This window comes from uncultured Altibacter sp., from assembly GCF_963972995.1.
Taxonomy (GTDB): domain Bacteria; phylum Bacteroidota; class Bacteroidia; order Flavobacteriales; family Flavobacteriaceae; genus Altibacter.
On sequence record NZ_CAXAXI010000006.1, the window covers coordinates 42,935 to 61,706 of the forward strand.

The window sequence follows — 18,772 nt, forward strand, 5'->3', positions numbered from 1 at the left end:
CTATTTTACTTAAACTTCTCAAACCACGCTAGGGTATGCGCTACCTTGGTAATTAAATTACTGGGGCGGGAAGCAATACCGTGAGAGGCTTCCGGGATCTCCACCAAGACCGTTTCGATCTTTCGAAGTTTTAATGCATGATACAATTGCTTGGCTTCACTTGGCGGTGTACGTAGATCGTTCATTCCTACCATCACCATCGTTGGGGTCTCTACATTTCCAACCAATGAAATAGGTGAGAATTTCCAGTAGTTCTCAAAATTCTCCCACGGCTGACCCGGATACCTGGAGTTTGCATAGCCGTAGTAGTTGTCGGCCACCAAGGTCTTACTAATCCAGTTCATAACCGGTTTGGCCACTACAGCTGCTTTAAAACGATTGTTCTTCCCAATGATCCAAGCGGTCATGATCCCGCCGGCGCTTCCGCCCGTGACATACAAGCGGTTTTCATCGGCAATGCCTTTTTTGATCAGCTCATCGACCCCGTCCATCACATCGTTATAATCCTCTCCGGGATAATTATTGAACAACAAGTTACCAAACTCCTCCCCGTAACTGGTGCTCCCACGCGGATTTGGGTAAAATACGGCATATCCTTCAGCTGCATAGAGTTGTATTTCCGCCGAAAAATGCGGCCCGTAATTCAAGATGGGACCTCCATGGTTCTCGACCAATAAGGGCACTTTAGTACCCTTTACATAGTTGGGTGGATAAACAACCCATCCTTGTATCTTTCGCCCGTCTACACTGGACGTATACCAAATTTCTTCAACGGTTCCCAAGGTGCGGTAACCGAGAAGGTCTGCATTGAGATCGGTAAGTACTCGTATGTTTTTACCTTTGGATGTGGTGACCGCCACATCGGAAGGACGATCGGGACGCGAACGTGTATAAGCGATATTTCCTTTTTCTGAAACACTAAAACTCCCGCTAGCATACGGCCTCCCCAAGGTGGTTCCGCCTACATCCGAAACAATATCCTCCACGGTACCATTTAAATCCATATAAGCGATCTTCGTGACCCCCAGATCGTTGTACATAAAATAGACTCCTTTGCTATCTGAAGCCCATACAACTGCATCCACATCTCGATCCAAATTTTCAGAAACAGTACGTTTCGCAGTACCGTCGAGCTTCATTAGTTGCAGGGTTTGAACTTGGTATGCTTGCACTTTATCTTCAAAGCCGGTATAGGCAACGTAGCGTCCGTCCGGAGAAACTTTCGGCGCACTGTCAGGTCCGTTTCGGTCGGTCAATTGTGTGATCACACCCGTTCGGGTACTCACTGCATACACTTCCGAATTTCGAAATTCATATTCCCAATCGGCGTTCCGATTTGCCGAAAAAAGGATCATTTTTCCGTCGGGCGTCCACGACAATGACCCTGTATGATTAAAATCACCGCTCGTCAATTGTAAGGGAGTCCCTCCTTCCGAAGGAATTTTAAAAATGTGTGTGAAACCGGGTTTTATGTACCCTGCACCATCAGCCTCATGCTTTAATCTGTCGGTAATTCGCGGTGCCTCCGCCCACTTGGCATCTTTAGGCTTCGGCGGCATTTTGGCCAAAACTGGTGGTTTTGCATCGATCTTTAGGGTAAAGGCAATCTCGGTACCGTCCGGTGACCAAGTAAGAGAACCGGGACTGTTTTCTAACTGTGTGAGCTTTGCAATGGAACCGGTTGCGGTCCAGTAGATATAGATTTCACTGCCTTCGTCCGTGCTGCTTACAAAAGCAATACGATCTCCCGATGGAGACCATGTGGCAGAACTCTCATTTCCTTCATTGACGGTTAGCTTGTGATGTATCTTTCGGTCATCGGTACTCAGCAGCCATAAATTGCCGCTGGAACGATCTTTCATGATATCAAATCCCGTACGTCTATACAGCACGTAATCCCCGTTTGGCGATATTTGAGGATCGGCTGCATATTCCAACTGAAATACATCCAGATATTCGAAATTTTTCTGAAGTTGTGCCTTTAGAGAAAAACCGGAAAGGCAGACAATAATAATAAGGGAACGGAACAATGTTGGCATCATGTATAAATTTTTGGAACGGAAAGATACTCCTTTTGTTAGGGTTTTTCAAATTAAGATGTATTCCCCTATCTTTGAACAAATTGCTATGGTATGAAAAAAAGTGTCTTCCTTGTTTCTATTGCTCTGTTGGTCTTTTGCGTTCTTCTATTTTCAGAAAAAGAACCGCTTGCTACAGAAATCACCTCTCAAAATTTTAAAGAATACCCACACGAGTGGATGTACAATCAACGTGCCTATCCGAATAATATCATGAATAAGAGCGCCATGGAACGTGCTTTGGAGCAATCAAGAGCGATCCTCTCATCACGCTCCGAAGGTAACGGAAGCGACTGGACGCTTGTGGGACCGCTAAATACAGGAGGGCGAATTACCGATGTGGCCATCGATCCTACCAATGACAACATTCTGTATGTGGGTGCTGCCACAGGAGGTGTCTTTAAAACGACCAACGGAGGTTCCAGCTGGACTCCTATTTTCGATCAAATAGGGAAGCCTTCAATAGGCGACATCGCCATTGCTCCTTCCAATACACAACGGCTGTATGTAGGAACCGGTGAAGCAAACGGTAGTGCTACCGACGGCGCTTATTTTGGAGATGGAATCTATCGGTCTGATGATGGCGGAAGTAACTGGACGAATGTAGGTTTGAACGATTCAGATCATATTGCACGTATTGTGGTAGACCCAACAAACCCCGACAGGGTTTTCGCAGCTGCCACCGGGCGTTTATATGGATATAACAATGAACGCGGTATCTATCGTTCTACCGATGCCGGCGCTAATTGGGAACAAGTACTTTTTGTTACCGATTCCACTTCTGCCATCGATGTGGTCATGAATCCCCAAAATACCAATATCCTTTTCGCAGCCATGTGGGAACGAACGCGCAAGCCTTGGCAACGCGATTATGGCGGTGTGACTTCTGCGATACACCGTTCTACAGATGGAGGAACGACTTGGACCCAATTAGGCGCATTGAACGGACTTCCCGCCCCAGATGCACAAACCGGACGTATCGGACTGGCGATCTCACAATCCAATCCTGCTACCGTCTATGCACGCTATACCACCAATGAGATCACCAATACGTTTAACGGACTCTACCGCTCGAATGATAACGGAACTACGTGGTCGTTGGTCACGCTTTCAGAGCTCGCCGGTATTGATGCAAATTTCGGGTGGTACTTTGGAAATATACGGGTAAGTCCTACAGACCCTAACGAAGTATTCGTTCTGGGCCAAGGTATCTCACGTACCACCAACGGTGGTGCAAGTTGGCAGCCTATCAATGGTATGCACGTAGATCATCATGCGCTGGAATATTCTACCACAAATCCAAATTTCCTTTTGGCCGGAAACGACGGAGGTGCTTATACCTCACAAGATGGAGGAACATCATGGACAAAATTTACGAATCTTCCCATTACGCAATTCTACAATATTGAAGTAGACTACCTGCAACCCAACGGTGTCTATGGCGGAACACAAGACAACAACACCATCAGAACCTTAACAGCGGGTACCAACGATTGGAATGCGATCTGGGGAGGTGACGGATTCCACGTGAATGTGGATCCTGTCGATAATAATTTTATATACGTAGAATCTCAATTTGGAAATCTAGGCCGCTCCACCGATGGCGGGGCTAGCTTTTCAAGTGCCACGGCCGGGATCAGCGGAAGTGATCGTAACAACTGGAACACCCCGGTAGTCCTCTCCCCTTTCAATTCGGAGAAAGTTTATTATGGGACCAATCGGCTGTACATCTCAGACAGGGCCGTCTTTTGGAATGCCATCAGCCCCGATCTCACCAATGGGCAGCATCCCAGTGGTTCTTTATCCTATGGGACCCTAACAGCCATTGCTCCTTCCTACAATAACCTGGACGTTGTTTATACAGGCAGTGATGATGGGAATGTGCATGTCACCACAAACGGAGGAGCTTCATGGACCAATGTGAGTGGCGGACTTCCGGATCGCTACGTAACCGCTATTGCTATTTCACCTAGTGACGATGCGACGGCATATGTTACTTTTTCAGGGTTTAGTTTGCTGGATTATACGCCACATATCTTTAAGACTACCGATGCCGGACAGAACTGGACAGATATTTCAGGGAATCTTCCAAGCATTCCCGTAAACGACATATTACTCACCCAAGATGAACAATTACTTTTTGCCGCAACAGATACCAATGTATGGTATTCTTCAAACGATGGCGCAAGCTGGGATATCTTAGGTAACGACCTGCCTATTACGGTAATCAGAGATTTAAAGCTCCATGAACCCACTAATATGTTATACGCCGGAACCTTTGGAAGGTCCATCCATCAATACGACCTTTCAAATATCGTTTTAGATGTTTCAGAAGAGGTGCTTTCAGAAAACAATATTTCACTCTATCCTAATCCTGCTCGTGGTAGATTTACGGTATCTCATACCCTTACTTCGGAAGGAACCGTCACACTGTACGATCTCCGGGGAAAACTAATTGAAGTATTGTTCGAAGGAACCTTCAGCAGTCCCGAACCGCTGTCTTTTTCCACCGAAGGTATTTCAGAGGGAATCTACTTTGTTACTATCATAAGTGACGGACGCGCAATAACCAAGAAACTCATCATTCAGTAGCAGAAATTTTATAAAAACAAACTGTCACATTTCGGCCTTCGACATGTGAAAGTTTATCAAGTAAGCTTCAGAAGATAATTATCGGATCAGTTTCTTGTACTTGATTCGTTTCGGTAAAAGATCACCGCCCAAACGCTTCTTCTTGTTCTCTTCGTAGTCACTAAAACTTCCTTCGAAGAAATAGACCTCACTATTTCCTTCAAACGCAAGGATGTGCGTACAAATTCTATCCAAGAACCAGCGGTCGTGAGAAATAACAACGGCACATCCCGCAAAATTCTCCAGACCTTCCTCTAAAGCTCGCAGCGTATTTACATCCAAGTCGTTGGTAGGCTCATCCAATAAGAGTACATTCCCTTCTTCTTTCAAAGTCATTGCCAGATGTAGACGGTTACGTTCGCCTCCGGACAAGGTAGAAACTTTCTTGTTTTGCTCACTTCCGCTAAAGTTGAACCGGCTGAGATACGCACGGGAATTTACCTGCTTGCCGCCCATCATGATCAATTCCTGACCGTCGCTAAAATTCTCCCAAATACTTTTATCGGGATTGATGTTGGAATGCGCCTGATCTACATACGCGATCTTAGCAGTATCTCCCACCACAAATTCACCTTTATCCGGAGTCTCCTCACCCATGATCATTCTAAAGATGGTCGTCTTTCCGGCTCCGTTCGGACCAATAATTCCCACGATCCCTGCCTGAGGTAGTTTGAAGTTGAGGTCGTCATAAAGCAGCTTATCACCGTACCCTTTCGCCACACCCTTGGCTTCGATCACGTTGGTTCCCAAACGAGGACCGTTAGGGATGTAGATTTCCAGTTTCTCGTCCAGTTGCTTCTGGTCTTGACTCATCAACTTATCGTAATTGTTCAATCGGGCCTTTTGCTTAGCTTGGCGACCTTTGGGAGCCATCCGCACCCACTCCAACTCACGCTCGAGTGTTTTTTGTCGCTTACTGGCTTGTTTCTGTTCCTGTGCCAGTCGTTTCGATTTTTGATCCAACCAAGAACTGTAATTTCCTTTCCATGGAATGCCCTCACCTCGATCCAATTCTAAGATCCATCCGGCCACATTGTCCAGAAAATAACGGTCGTGCGTCACGGCGATCACGGTTCCTTTGTATGCGGCCAGATGATGTTCCAACCAGTGTACACTCTCGGCATCCAAGTGGTTGGTTGGTTCATCAAGCAACAAAACATCCGGCTCCTGAAGCAAGAGTCGGCATAACGCCACTCGGCGACGCTCCCCACCGGACAACACCCCAATCTTCTTATCGGGTTCCGGCGTACGTAGCGCATCCATGGCGATCTCGAGTTTCGTATCTAGTTCCCAGGCATCGCTGGCATCGATCTTATCTTGAAGGACGGCTTGACGATCCATTAATTTTTGCATCTTGTCGGGGTCACTGTATACCTCTTCCAGACCAAACATATCGTTGATCTTATTGTATTCATCTAAAATAGCAACCGTTTCGGCTGCCCCTTCTCTCACTATTTCAAGCACCGTCTTGTCATCATCCAGTTTCGGCTCCTGCTCCAAATACCCTACACTGTAACCGGGTGCAAAGACCACATCTCCTTGATAGTTCTTCTCCACCCCGGCAATAATTTTGAGCAAGGTAGATTTTCCGCTTCCGTTCAATCCCAAGATGCCTATCTTGGCGCCGTAGAAGAAGCTTAAATAAATATTCTTTAGTACCGGTGTTTGTGCATTTTGATACGTTTTCGTCACCCCGGACATCGAAAAGATCACTTTCTTATCGTCAGACATTTTTTTGTAAAATTAGTTTAGATTATTTGTTCCTTGGAGCCTTGGTTCAGCTCTCTGCTCACAGCATTTGACGGCTTCTTGCTTCCTTTCTTTAGCTTCGAGCTATCACCATCAAACCCGCTACACTCTCCCTTTTAGGGCGTTAAACACCCAGGCAATGGCAAAGAAGCCAATCCCAACGGCAGCAAAGCCCCAGCCCGCCACATCGTCATATCGAAACGCTCCCATGGCAATAAGGGCAACGCCAACCACGATCATAATAAAGGTGGCCCATGCTAATACTGTATTTTTATTCATCATGTTATTTGTTTTTTGGGCGTTTGCGCGCAAAGGCGCACCGCGCTCTCACCAGTCGCTTCCGCCGGGGCGGAGAGCTTCAACAATGGCTCGATCGCTAACGCAAGTTCTACTCTGTTGCCATTAGGTACGTATGGCAACCTATCGCAAATATCGGTAATAAAATAGATTTTTCAGTATGCAAAATACCATACTTTTGTATTTTTGAACAAATCTCAAGCACGCATGGATATTAACTTCAACAAAAACGAAGATCACAATAAACTCTTACTGTCCGATTTAAGAAAACGCCTCTCTGAGGTAAAATTAGGTGGGGGTGAAAAACGTATTGCTAAACACCATGCCAAAGGCAAAATGACCGCTCGGGAGCGTATCAATTATCTTTTGGATGAGAAAAAACCCACCATTGAAATTGGGGCCTTCGCAGGAGACGGAATGTATGAAGAGCACGGAGGGGCACCCAGCGGTGGTGTGGTAGTAAAGATGGGTTATATTAAAGGAAAGCAGTGTATGGTGGTTGCGAACGATGCCACCGTAAAGGCCGGTGCTTGGTTCCCCATTACTGCCAAGAAGAACCTTCGGGCGCAGGAGATTGCCATAGAGAACCGCTTACCCATTATCTACCTCGTAGACAGTGCCGGTGTCTATCTACCCATGCAGGATGAGATCTTTCCGGATAAGGAGCATTTCGGACGTATTTTTCGGAACAACGCTGTCATGAGCAGCATGGGGATTACCCAGATCGCTGCCGTCATGGGGAGTTGTGTCGCCGGAGGAGCCTATCTGCCTATTATGAGTGACGAAGCGCTCATCGTAGATAAGACCGGCAGTATCTTTCTGGCAGGAAGCTATCTCGTAAAAGCAGCAATTGGAGAGAGTATCGATAACGAAACCCTTGGTGGTGCCACCACGCACTGTGAGATAAGCGGTGTCACCGATTATAAGGCAAAAGACGACAAAGATGCTTTAGACACCATAAAGAATATCGTTTCTAAGATCGGTGATTACACCCCCGCAGGCTATAACCGGGAGGCTCCGGCTAAGCCAAAGGAGAATCCGGAGGATATTCACGGTATTCTCCCACGCTCCCGAGCCGTCCAATACGATATGGTGGAGATCATCAAACGGTTGGTGGACAACAGTACCTTCGAACAATATAAAGAAGGATACGGCAAGACCCTCCTAACCGGCTATGCACGCATCGACGGCTGGGCTGTGGGTATTGTGGCGAACCAGCGTAGTTTGGTAAAGACCACCAAAGGAGAAATGCAGTTTGGTGGAGTGATCTACAGTGATAGTGCCGATAAAGCCACGCGTTTTATCGCAAATTGCAATCAGAAAAAAATCCCTTTGGTCTTTCTGCAAGACGTCACAGGCTTTATGGTGGGCAGTAAAAGTGAGCACGGTGGTATCATTAAGGATGGTGCGAAAATGGTAAATGCCGTTAGCAACAGTGTGGTTCCTAAATTTACCATCGTTATAGGCAATTCGTATGGTGCGGGTAACTATGCCATGTGCGGAAAAGCCTATGATCCACGTCTTATTGTAGCCTGGCCCAGTGCCGAATTGGCCGTCATGAGCGGTAACAGTGCCGCCAAAGTATTGTTACAAATTGAAACTGCTTCGCTAAAAAAGAAGGGCGAGACCATCACTCCCGAAGTTGAAAAAGAATTGTATGATCGTATCAAGGCACGCTATGACAGACAAATATCACCTTATTATGCAGCCTCCCGTTTGTGGACAGACGCGGTGATCGATCCGTTGGATACCCGAAAGTGGATCTCCATGGGCATTGAAGCGGCCAATCACGCTCCCATAGAAAAAGCGTTTAATTTAGGGGTGATACAAGTATGATATTAAATCGTTACAATACGAGAAAAAGTGGGTAAGCTCTCCATAGATTTTTAATTGAGGAAGATTTAGAAGTCTGGGTATATCACTAGTTCCGGTTTTACTATCTTTCAGGGATGAAAACCGGTAGTTCCTTTACCTCTTATAAAACGTTTACTATCATTCTGCTTATTTTGGCAGGCGAAGCTGTGTTCATACTGCCTTTTGTCCTCGCGCGGGTCTTTCGTCCTACTTTTTTGGATGTCTTTCAGTTGAACAATCTGGAACTGGGTACCTGTTTTTCGATGTATGGTATCGTAGCTTTTATCTCCTATCTTTTTGGTGGCAGCTTGGCCGATACCTTTAAACCTAAGATACTTATTGCAGTCGCATTGTTCCTCACTGCTGCAGGAGGGGTAGTCTTGGCTACCTATCCTGCCTATCCGGTCTTACAACTTCTCTATGGATATTGGGGGTTCACCACCATTTTCCTTTTTTGGGCGGCCATGATCAAGGCAACGCGTGTATGGGGCGGCAGCAACCGACAAGGATTGGCTTTTGGTTTCTTAGACGGTGGACGCGGACTTGTAGCCGCAGGTTTCGGATCCTTGGGCGTGTTCATATTTTCTCTTTTCATTACTTCGGAAATTGCAGAAGCTGTTTATTCGGAACGCAAAGAAGCGTTTCGGAACGTAATCCTAATCACTTCTGCGATGGTTGGCTTTATAGGTGTATTGGTGCTTTTTTTCTTGCGAAGTGACCCTTCCGAAGAAAACCATACTCGCTCTAGACACTCTTTCCGTGAAACTCTCCTTAATTACGCTATTGTCATAAAAATTCCCACTGTGTGGCTTCTCATGGTTATTATCTTATGCGCCTATGTTGGTTATAAGATCACCGATGTCTTTTCGCTCTATGCCAGAGAGGTAATGTTGTATAACGAAATCGAATCGGCTCAAGTGGGTACCTATCTGCTTTACATCCGTCCTGTCATTGGTGTAGGAATTGGTCTTTTAGCTGACAAGACCAGAACCTCTTTGATGATGATCCTAGGATTTATGGTGATGCTTTTGGGCGCACTCCTCTTTGCTTCGGGAGTGTTAGGCCCTTCCTTGTCATTCTATTTCTTACTCTCCCTCTTAATTACCGCTACGGGTGTCTATGCCTTTAGAACATTATATTTCGCAGCCTTGCAGGAAGGTTATATTCCGCTTGCGGTAACAGGTACCGCGGTGGGTCTCATTTCACTTATCGGCTATACACCGGACATCTTTATGGGTCCGGCCATGGGGTATCTCTTAGATGCTTCACCGGGAGAACCCGGACATCAACATGTGTTCTGGTTGTTAGCGGGCTTTTCGGTGGTAGGATTGCTGGCTGCGGTTCGATTCTATTGGCTCACCAAAAGTTCATCGCCAACGAGAACACTTCAGGACTGAAAGTCTATTTCTTTAGAAATACAAAAATTGTTTCCGTATTGTTCTTATAATGAGTATCTTAGATAGGCAATCGTAATCTTTTCAATCATGGGAACAATCAAATCATTGAACAAATGGGCCAATGCACACACCTATTATCCGTTGGATATTTTGCGTATTGGTCTGGGCGTTTTCCTTTTTATCAAAGGGATTAACTTTATGGCAGATGCAGCCATGCTTATGGAACTGTTTAAACCTTTGCAGGGCTATGCCGGCGGAATGCTCGCTGTACACTATGTGGCTCCGGCACACTTTATTGGTGGGCTGTTGATTGCTTTCGGTCTATTGACACGCTGGGCAGTCATCGCTCAATTACCGATACTTATAGGAGCCGTACTCATCAATTTCTTAGGAGAAATGAACACCATGAATCTCATACTGGCACTGGTGGTCTTATTTATTTGTATCTTCTTTTTATTCTATGGATCGGGTAAGCATTCCGTAGACAAATATTTAAAGATGCAACAATAAGCGTTATTTCACCTGTATTGGCTTGATGGCTTCCTGTCGGCCGTTCACATAGCGAAAGCCCTCAGGGCCAAAATACCCGGCCTCTTCCAGCATGATGCGTATGTCTTTCCCCCATTCGGGCAGGTAGACCGTTGTATTGAGTTCAATTGCATAGACGGTGTTTAGGTGTAGTGGATAATCTCCATTCACCGGAACACCTTCTTGAGAGTCCCACATTCCAAATGTGGTACCGGCACTATGCCCGTAGGTTCCTAACGGATGCGTGTAAATAGAGGGCTGAAGTCCTTCCTCCCTGCCTTGAGACAAGGAAGTGAGTAAAATCTCGTTCCCTGTCTTCCCTTCTTTGAAATTGGCGGTAAAGATATCTTGCACCCGGTTCCCTTTCGAAAATGCCTGTTGCAGGAACCCCGGCACTTTGGTTTCCCCTTCCTTTAAAACATAGGCATGCTGTTGACAATCGGTGTTGAGGCCAATGTAGGTTATACCAAAATCACAGTGAAGCAGGTCTCCACGTTGGATCACGGCATCCTTTTTTGCCTTACTGAAGGACTCAATATGACTTTTAAGTGCTTCTTGGTCCCGCTGAATATCCACCGTTGGATGAAACCAAGTCTCCAGACCCATATCTGTTACCTTTTGACGCATCCACCAAACCACATCGTCTGTAGTAGTCACACCCGGGGTGATCACCTTGGCAGAGAACGCTTCATCAATAATATCGTGGGTAATGGCGACCAAGGTATTGTAAAGGTCCATTTCCTTTTGTGTACGGGTTTCGATCCATGCGATCGCCAACTTCTCTGCTGAAACTAGCCGCTCCTTATAGGTGTCGGGCAGCGCATTCTTTAGTTCCTTATAATCGGTTTGAACGAGTCCGTCTGCAATTCCAAAATGTTCTGAAGTGTTAATTCCGATTCTTTTCGGGTTTCGTTCCTTGATGATCTCTACCAGTCGTTCCCATTGATCGGGTTGCTTTTCTTTGTCCCAAGCCGATGTGATATTCTCTCCAACATCGTAGCGCGCAACGGCCAATTTTTCTATGGTATTTTGCTCTTTGTCTCTGTAAAAAACCAAGATCGTTCGTCTGCGAGCATTCAACCAGGTAGCCGGCAACATGGTTCGCATCACAGGATCTTCATTATACTCTCGGGCAATGACCAACCACATGTCTATTTGAGTAGCATCCATTAATTTAGGAAGCAAGTTTGTAAATCGGTCTGCTAGAATTTCATCTCTTAAAGATGCACGATCACGTTCTGAAAGAATTTGGGCGTTGAGAGAAAATGAAGCCAGCAAGAGAATAAATACGATCTTTTTCATAGTGTTAGTTTTACACCTTAAAAGTAAATAGATTTCAGAAATAAAAAAAGGAGTGAACACAGTCACTCCTCTTTTCTTCATCTTTATTGAATGCAGGCTATTGGTAACTCTTTACCAACCTTATAAACTCTGCTCTATAGCCTTCGGGGTCATCTCCTTTTCCTGCCTCTGCAAGTGCTATAACGTCTGCCGGTCTTTGAGTATTGATAAAAACCGATTTTCTCAATTGCATCCCGAATAAGGCCACCGAAGCTGCATATTTGAAGTCGGTGGATGCCGCCTGAAAGGCGGTATTGGTATCTAAGACGGTTCGTTCTATCAGTTTGCTTATTTCTCCGTCCGGTTCTTTATATCGAAACTTTACAGTAAGGACTTCATCAGATGCGCCGGCTATCTTCGCATTGGTATATTTCAGCTTTGGTACATTCTTTACATACATGCTTTTCACGCCAACCGGTATGATCTCGTACAGTGCCGTTACCGTATGACCGCTTCCCAGCTCACCGGCATCTTTGGTATCATCCTGGAAATCTTCGTCATTGAGCAAGCGATTCTCATACCCGATCAATCGATAAGCTTGTACCTTACTCGGATTGAACTCAATCTGTAGTTTAACATCTTTAGCAATGGTGTACAGCGTACCGAAAAATTCACTGCCCAATGTTTTACGAGCCTCCTGCATGGTATCGATATAAGCATAGTTCCCATTACCTTTATCGGCCAAAGTCTCCATTTTAGAGTCTTTATAATTTCCCATTCCAAAGCCTAAACACGTTAAGAACACACCGCTTTTTCGTTTTTCCACAATGAGATCTTCCATTGCACGATCACTGGACGCTCCAACATTGAAATCACCGTCGGTAGCTAGAATGATCCTATTATTCCCTCCTTTGATAAAGTGCTCTTCTGCTATTCTGTATGCCAGTTTTATACCTTCACCCCCGGCGGTAGAACCTCCTGCGGTAAGGTTTTCAATAGCATTTAATATAAGTTGTTTATTGCTTCCTGCCGTAGGCGGCAGTACCAATCCCGCAGCACCCGCATAGACAACAATAGCTACTTTATCTTCTGCTCGTAATTGTTCGACGAGTACTTGCAAGGCCGATTTTAAAAGAGGTAATTTATTGGGACTTTCCATAGATCCTGAAACATCCAATAAGAAAACGAGGTTCGATGCAGGGACTCCGGATACCGAAATATCCTTTCCTTTAAGACCAATTCGTACAAGCTTCGCATCGCTGTTCCATGGCGAGGACGCAATCTCGGTAGTTATTGAAAAAGGAACACCTCCTTCAGGTTGCGGGTAGTTATAATCAAAATAATTGATCATCTCCTCTATTTTCACTGCATCCTTCGGGATTTCCTGACCATTATTGATGAACCTTCGGATATTGCTATACCCTGCTCTATCTACATCTATTGAAAAGGTGCTAAGCGGAGCTGTTTCTACTCGTTTGAAGATGTTCTCTTGAATCCTTCCGTACGATTCATTATCTGTATTCGTATTTCTGTACCGTTGTATGTTCTTCCGTTCTGCTCTGGTCATTGAAATGCCAGCAGTCTTTCCGCTTAATGAACTTACTCCCCGAACTCTTATTTTATTTGATCTTCCCGAAAAACCGTAGCCAGTTACAACTACCTCATCCAATTGAGCGTTATCCGCATTCAAAACGATATGCAGGGTATGCGTTTTAGAACTGATCTTAACCTCCTGAGAGTTAAATCCTACGTAGGAGAATACCAACGTATTACCTACAGCTACCGTGATGCTGTAATGTCCGTCGAAGTCTGTCTGTCCCCCATTACGGGTTCCTTTTTCAATGATATTTACACCAGGCAAAGGCAACCCAGAATCATCTGTGACAGTGCCTGAGACCGTGATTTGTTGGGCTGAAAGTTGAAAGGCAACTAATGTAAAAATAAATACGAGTACTGTTGATTTCATAACGTTGTGGTTTTATGGTTATGGTATAAAGCTACATTGTTACATATCTGGATAAAAACAGTATTGAGGCAACCGTTATTCTTGATTAGTCAACAAATACGGCGAATGAGTTTAGGCGTAGGGCTATCGATATCTTTGCAAAACTTGCAGTACATCGGCACGCTTGATCTTCCCGGTTTCTGTGTACGGGAACTTTGAAATGGAATATACCCTTTTAGGGCGTTCGTAGGTGTCCAGACTTGCAAATGCTTCAGAATAGTTTGGAACACTTCCGCTTCGGTCACTCTCAAAAATAAGGATAACACGCTCGCCCAATTCGGGGTCTTTTTCCGAAGTAATGATAAAAGGGAGTTTGATAAAGGCCGACAGTTTTTCTTCGATCTTTTCGGGAAACAATTTTATTCCGCCGGAATTGATAAGATTGTCGTACCTGCCCAACCACCGAAAGGAAGAAGGGGATTCTAACTGCACCAGATCGTTTGTGACGATCGGTTCTGAAAGGATCTCGGGGGCATGAATTACCAGACAGCCCCTATGATCTAGGTCGAACTTTACATTGGGTAAAGCGGCATAGAGATCAGATTTCGCCGGGCCATTGACCCTGCGAACGGCAATATGCGTACTCGTTTCGGTCATGCCATAGGTAGCAAAGGCTTCGGTGGGAACCTGTTGCAGTTTTTCTTCCAGCGCCGCAGAGATGGGGCCGCCACCAATGATCAATTTTTTGACCTTGGCTAATGCTTTAATAGAATGGAGTACCTGATAAGGAACCATGGCTGCAAAATTGTAGTCGTTGTCGTATTGTGTGAGTGCATCTTTTTCCGGTGCCACGACATGAAGTTCCCAACCCAAAACCATGGCCCGCACCAACATCATCTTTCCGGCAATAAAATTAGGCGGTAGACATAACAAGGCAGAGGTCTTAGCGCCCAATTTAAAGAACGTGCCGGTCGCTATGGCACTGTTGACCATCCATTGTTTTTCGAGACGGATCTTTTTCGATTTTCCTGTGGCGCCGGAGGTCTTCACCGTAATATACGATTTATCGTTGAACCATTTTTGAATGAACTTCCCGATTCCAATTTCGTGATCGTCACCTTCCCGCCTGAGTTCACCGGCAAAATCGAGCAGCTCTTCAACAGCTTCAAATTGAAGTCCGTTGAGCGTAAAATCCGGATGGAGTATGTGCGGGGTAGGATTCACAAAACAGATTTATACATATTCTTCGTACGCTTCGTCTTCAGGCGGAGGGACTACCTTTCCGAAGAGCTTTTCGCCCCAATCCGTCCAACCGTATTTCCATGCCATGATCCCTAAAAAAATAGGATAGATGATGAGTACGGGCATGATAACGTCAATTCCTGCAGAAGGTTCGGACACATCCTTTAAGATGGAGTTTGTTTGAAACACGGTCCAGTCTGCTGTCACCAACAGCGCAGCTATTAGATTGTTCCCTGCATGAAACCCTAAGGCCAGTTCCATCCCTTCATCCATGAGCGTCATAATACCCAAGAAGAAGCCGGTACCAATATAGTAGACCATGATGATGTTTCCTAATTTGGACACTTCAGGATTAAAAAAATGCAAGCCACCAAAGATCACCGAGGTAACCACCAAGGGCACCCAACGATTCTTTGCGCCCACACCAACGCCCTGCATCAAATACCCGCGAAACAGGTACTCCTCGAAGCTGGTCTGCAACGGGACCATGACAATAGCGATCACAGCGAGGATCAAGAACGGCACCAAATCGAATTGTACTTCATAATCGGTTGGGTTCATGTAGTAGTCGATGCTTGTTAACACCACCGTAGAGACGGCTATAAGGCCAAAGCCAAACCAAACTCGTCCCCAATCGGTACGAGGCCGCGATGTGGTTACTGTTTTAAATGGTTGTTTGTGGAAATACCGAACTACCAGATACAGCACCCCCAATCCAATAGCAAAACTCAGCAACATGAGGAAGAGGGTGAGATTCGAATCTAAGGTCGTCATGAGCGTATTCGGGTCTTCCAGCGATGTGAAATCACCCCCTTCGCTCATGACCTTGAACATTACCAAGGCCAACAAAGGGATGGCCCCTAGTTGCGATGCTATAAAAATAAGGACGCCACCCAAAAGATAGCGCCACCAGTCATGAAGAAAATAAAATGCTTGTTTTATGTACATGAATTATAATTGATTTAAGAAATTATCTGTCGTTTCTTACCTTGGTTTCCATCCCCGTTAAGAGTGCTATGTCCCACTTTTTATTCGTCTCATAATACAGCGATCCGTTACGCACTTCCAAGGGCGATTCAATATTATTTGTGAACAGGCTGCCGGTACCCAAACCTTGTGGCAATTTACTATTTTTTGTGAAGGTGAATTGTGAAATGGCGTTTAATCCTACATTACTTTCCAAGGCCGATGTGATCCACCAACCAATGTCCAAGTGTTCGGCTATTTCTATCCAAGAATCACTCCCTTTAAAACCGCCCACAAAGCTTGGTTTAAGAATGATATACTGTGGTCGAATGGTTTGAAGTAGTGCCTTTTTCTCTTCGGAAGCAAAGATACCGATAAGCTCCTCGTCGAGTGCGATGGGCACCGGGGTTGCCTCACACAGCTGCGCCATCTCTTCCCACTGTCCTTGTTGTATGGGCTGTTCTATAGAATGGATATCCATATCGGAAAGCCGCTTCAGTTTTTCGAGTGCTTCGGAAGGACCAAAAGCCCCATTGGCATCGACACGAAGCGCTATTTCGGAAGCTGAGAATTCCTTCCGAAGCGATCGCAACAGATCCAACTCGGTCGCAAAATCGATTGCGCCTATCTTCATTTTAATACAATCGAAACCTGCGTTCAGTTTTTCGCGTATCTGTTGTTGCATAAAGGCAGCATCACCCATCCAAACGAGTCCGTTGATGGGGATAGCCGCGCTCCTTTGTGTAAATTCAGAAGGAAATAAATTAAAAGCATGTTGAGCCTCAAAGGATCGAAACGCAGTCTCCACCCCTATCTGTATGGAGGGAAATTGTGTTAAGGCGTTATACAGTGCGATCGCTCCCAGATGTATATTTTCACATGTCCATTGCAGCTTATCTTCATAATCCGGACGATCGTCTATTGAGAGTCCGCGTAGAAGTCCACATTCCCCAACGCCCCATTGCTGTCCGTCACGCAGGAAGATATACCACGTATCTTTTGTGTGTAGCACACCGCGCGAGGTTCCACCGGGACGTTTAAATTGCAGTGTGTGTTTGTAATAGTTGGCTTTCAGCATATGAAATACCCTTCGACAAGCTCAGGGTGACAAGTTACATTACAATTCGATAGATTCGCCAATGGCCAGCAGCATAAGATCCTTTCCGGCGTCATAGAACTTTCGTTTGGCTTCTTCGTGATCGATCTCGATGTAGCCAAAGGTATCGTAATGCACTCCCAGCACCTTATCGCATTTTACGAAATCACTGGCAATAATAGCATCCTCAACGCCCATGGTGAAATTATCACCAATAGGCAGAATGGCCAAGTCTAAAGAGACGCGCATAGGAATAAGTTTCATGTCTAATGTCAACGCCGTATCTCCGGCAATGTAAATATTCTTATGTTCCCCTTCAATTACGAATCCGCCGGGCTGTCCACCGTAACTACCATCAGGAAAGGAACTGGTATGGATGGCATTAACGTACTTCACCTTTCCGAATTCGAAATCCCAGCTTCCGCCGTGATTCATAGGATGCACATTGAAGCCTTTGTTCTCATAATGTGTAGCTATCTCGTAGTTACTCACTATCATGGCATCGGTGCGTTTGGCGATGGCCTCTGCATCGAGTATGTGATCCTGATGTGCGTGGGTCAATAGAATGTAATCGGCTTTAAGATCTTCGATGTTCACTTTATCCTTAGCTAAAGGATTCCCCGAAATAAAGGGATCGACAAGAATATGTGTGCCGGACACTTCAATGGCCAAGCTGTTTTGACCGTAGAATGTAATCTTCATACGAATGTAATTTTTTCTTAAAGATAAATCTAAAAGAATTGGCTGGCAAAAAACAGTGCTGAAAATAAGAAAGTGCTAAGCGCCACCTTCTTTAATTCGGGATCCAGCATGGCAGGAGCTTCATTCGTTAAGACGATAAACACGTTTGAAAACAACGGAATGAAAGCGACAAGCGGAAGGAACTCCCAATAGTTTTCGGCAGTCAAATAAAAATACGCACCGGAAGACACAAATGCCCCTAGTATTAGCAAGGTATGATAGCTCTTTGCTTTTTTTTCTCCCAGCACAACAGCCAACGTATTTTTACTCACTTTCGCATCGGCAAGGCGGTCACGCATATTGTTCAAATTGAGCACTGCGGTACTCAACAAACCTATGGTAATGGCCGGCAGTAGAATAAAATGGGAAAGTTCCTGTGTAAAAAGAAAATAACAACCCATCACTCCTACCATTCCGAAGAAAACAAAAACAAACACATCTCCCAACGCACGATACCCATAAGCGCGCTTACCCACGGTATAGGTTATGGCAGCAATAATGGCCGCTATTCCCAGATTGAAAAACACTAAAGATAATAAAAAGTTATCGCTCCCAAACGCTATAAATATGAGCAAGCTAGCTAAGAGCAAGGTGAAGACAGCCGTAACAACCATGCCTGCTTTTAGTTCTTTCGCCGTCAACAACCCGCTTTGCATCGCTCTGGCCGGGCCCACACGGTCTGCGTTATCGGTTCCTTTTACACCATCCCCATAATCGTTGGCAAAGTTAGAAAGCACTTGAAACCCCAAGGTCGTAGCCAATGCCAATACAAATATCGAGAGGGAGAAACTGTTTGTAGCGTGGGCAACGGCGGCAGCCGTTATAATTCCTGAAATGGACAAGGGCAGGGTTCGTAATCGGGCTGCAGCGATCCAGGCACGTACTTTTGTCATTCTGTATAATTTTGGTGCTGCAAAAATACATTTAAAATAAAAAACCTACCTCATGTAAACGAGGTAGGTTCTTC

The 18,772-nt window shown here is 45.3% G+C and carries 14 protein-coding genes; 4 read left to right on the forward strand and 10 right to left on the reverse strand.

Translation table 11 applies throughout. The annotated features are described in order from the left end of the window. Nucleotides 1-5: 5 nt before the first annotated feature. Nucleotides 6-2,042 carry a S9 family peptidase gene (locus tag AACZ11_RS03910; RefSeq protein WP_290628125.1) on the reverse strand — a complete coding sequence of 679 codons (2,037 nt, stop codon included), beginning with the start codon at nucleotides 2,040-2,042 and terminating at the stop codon, nucleotides 6-8. Nucleotides 2,043-2,132: 90 nt separating this feature from the next. On the opposite strand from AACZ11_RS03910, the gene AACZ11_RS03915 reads away from it, so the two are divergent. Beyond that, complete coding sequence (locus AACZ11_RS03915; RefSeq protein ID WP_290628123.1) at nucleotides 2,133-4,670, forward strand: T9SS type A sorting domain-containing protein; 2,538 nt, start codon at nucleotides 2,133-2,135, stop codon at nucleotides 4,668-4,670. Between the two features lie 78 nt (nucleotides 4,671-4,748). Here AACZ11_RS03915 and ettA read toward each other — a convergent pair whose 3' ends face one another. After that, on the reverse strand, nucleotides 4,749-6,440 hold the full coding sequence (gene ettA, locus AACZ11_RS03920) for an energy-dependent translational throttle protein EttA (RefSeq protein ID WP_339831540.1): 1,692 nt from the start codon (nucleotides 6,438-6,440) through the stop codon (nucleotides 4,749-4,751). A 120-nt stretch (nucleotides 6,441-6,560) separates the two neighbouring features. Further along, entirely contained in the window at nucleotides 6,561-6,737 is a 177-nt protein-coding gene (locus AACZ11_RS03925; protein WP_233273971.1) for a CAL67264 family membrane protein, read from the reverse strand. A gap of 225 nt (nucleotides 6,738-6,962) precedes the next feature. Here AACZ11_RS03925 and AACZ11_RS03930 point away from each other — a divergent pair, with 225 nt between their 5' ends. The 3 genes from AACZ11_RS03930 (at nucleotide 6,963) to AACZ11_RS03940 (ending at nucleotide 10,516) form a co-directional block, all read left to right on the forward strand. Continuing rightward, the gene (locus AACZ11_RS03930; protein ID WP_290626916.1) at nucleotides 6,963-8,591 is read left to right on the forward strand and encodes a carboxyl transferase domain-containing protein; all 1,629 of its coding nucleotides are present in this window, start codon (nucleotides 6,963-6,965) and stop codon (nucleotides 8,589-8,591) included. Between the two features lie 113 nt (nucleotides 8,592-8,704). Continuing rightward, nucleotides 8,705-10,006 (forward strand): MFS transporter, encoded by a 1,302-nt coding sequence (locus tag AACZ11_RS03935; RefSeq protein WP_290626918.1) that lies wholly within the window; start codon nucleotides 8,705-8,707, stop codon nucleotides 10,004-10,006. Nucleotides 10,007-10,093: 87 nt separating this feature from the next. After that, on the forward strand, nucleotides 10,094-10,516 hold the full coding sequence (locus AACZ11_RS03940; protein WP_290626920.1) for a DoxX family protein: 423 nt from the start codon (nucleotides 10,094-10,096) through the stop codon (nucleotides 10,514-10,516). A gap of 3 nt (nucleotides 10,517-10,519) precedes the next feature. On the opposite strand, the gene AACZ11_RS03945 is transcribed toward AACZ11_RS03940, so the two are convergent. The 7 genes from AACZ11_RS03945 to menA form a co-directional block, all read right to left on the reverse strand. Further along, complete coding sequence (locus AACZ11_RS03945; RefSeq protein ID WP_290626923.1) at nucleotides 10,520-11,836, reverse strand: M24 family metallopeptidase; 1,317 nt, start codon at nucleotides 11,834-11,836, stop codon at nucleotides 10,520-10,522. Between the two features lie 97 nt (nucleotides 11,837-11,933). Continuing rightward, entirely contained in the window at nucleotides 11,934-13,781 is a 1,848-nt protein-coding gene (locus AACZ11_RS03950) for a von Willebrand factor type A domain-containing protein (protein WP_290626925.1), read from the reverse strand. Nucleotides 13,782-13,904: 123 nt separating this feature from the next. Beyond that, entirely contained in the window at nucleotides 13,905-14,984 is a 1,080-nt protein-coding gene (locus AACZ11_RS03955; RefSeq protein WP_290626927.1) for an AMP-binding protein, read from the reverse strand. A 9-nt stretch (nucleotides 14,985-14,993) separates the two neighbouring features. After that, complete coding sequence (locus tag AACZ11_RS03960; protein WP_290626928.1) at nucleotides 14,994-15,950, reverse strand: CPBP family intramembrane glutamic endopeptidase; 957 nt, start codon at nucleotides 15,948-15,950, stop codon at nucleotides 14,994-14,996. A gap of 22 nt (nucleotides 15,951-15,972) precedes the next feature. Continuing rightward, the gene (locus tag AACZ11_RS03965; RefSeq protein WP_290626967.1) at nucleotides 15,973-17,043 is read right to left on the reverse strand and encodes an o-succinylbenzoate synthase; all 1,071 of its coding nucleotides are present in this window, start codon (nucleotides 17,041-17,043) and stop codon (nucleotides 15,973-15,975) included. 42 nt (nucleotides 17,044-17,085) lie between these two features. Next, complete coding sequence (locus tag AACZ11_RS03970; protein ID WP_290626929.1) at nucleotides 17,086-17,766, reverse strand: metal-dependent hydrolase; 681 nt, start codon at nucleotides 17,764-17,766, stop codon at nucleotides 17,086-17,088. A gap of 29 nt (nucleotides 17,767-17,795) precedes the next feature. Continuing rightward, nucleotides 17,796-18,698, reverse strand: a complete 903-nt coding sequence (menA, locus tag AACZ11_RS03975) for a 1,4-dihydroxy-2-naphthoate octaprenyltransferase (RefSeq protein ID WP_290626930.1) — start codon at nucleotides 18,696-18,698, stop codon at nucleotides 17,796-17,798. Between the last annotated feature and the right edge of the window lie 74 nt (nucleotides 18,699-18,772).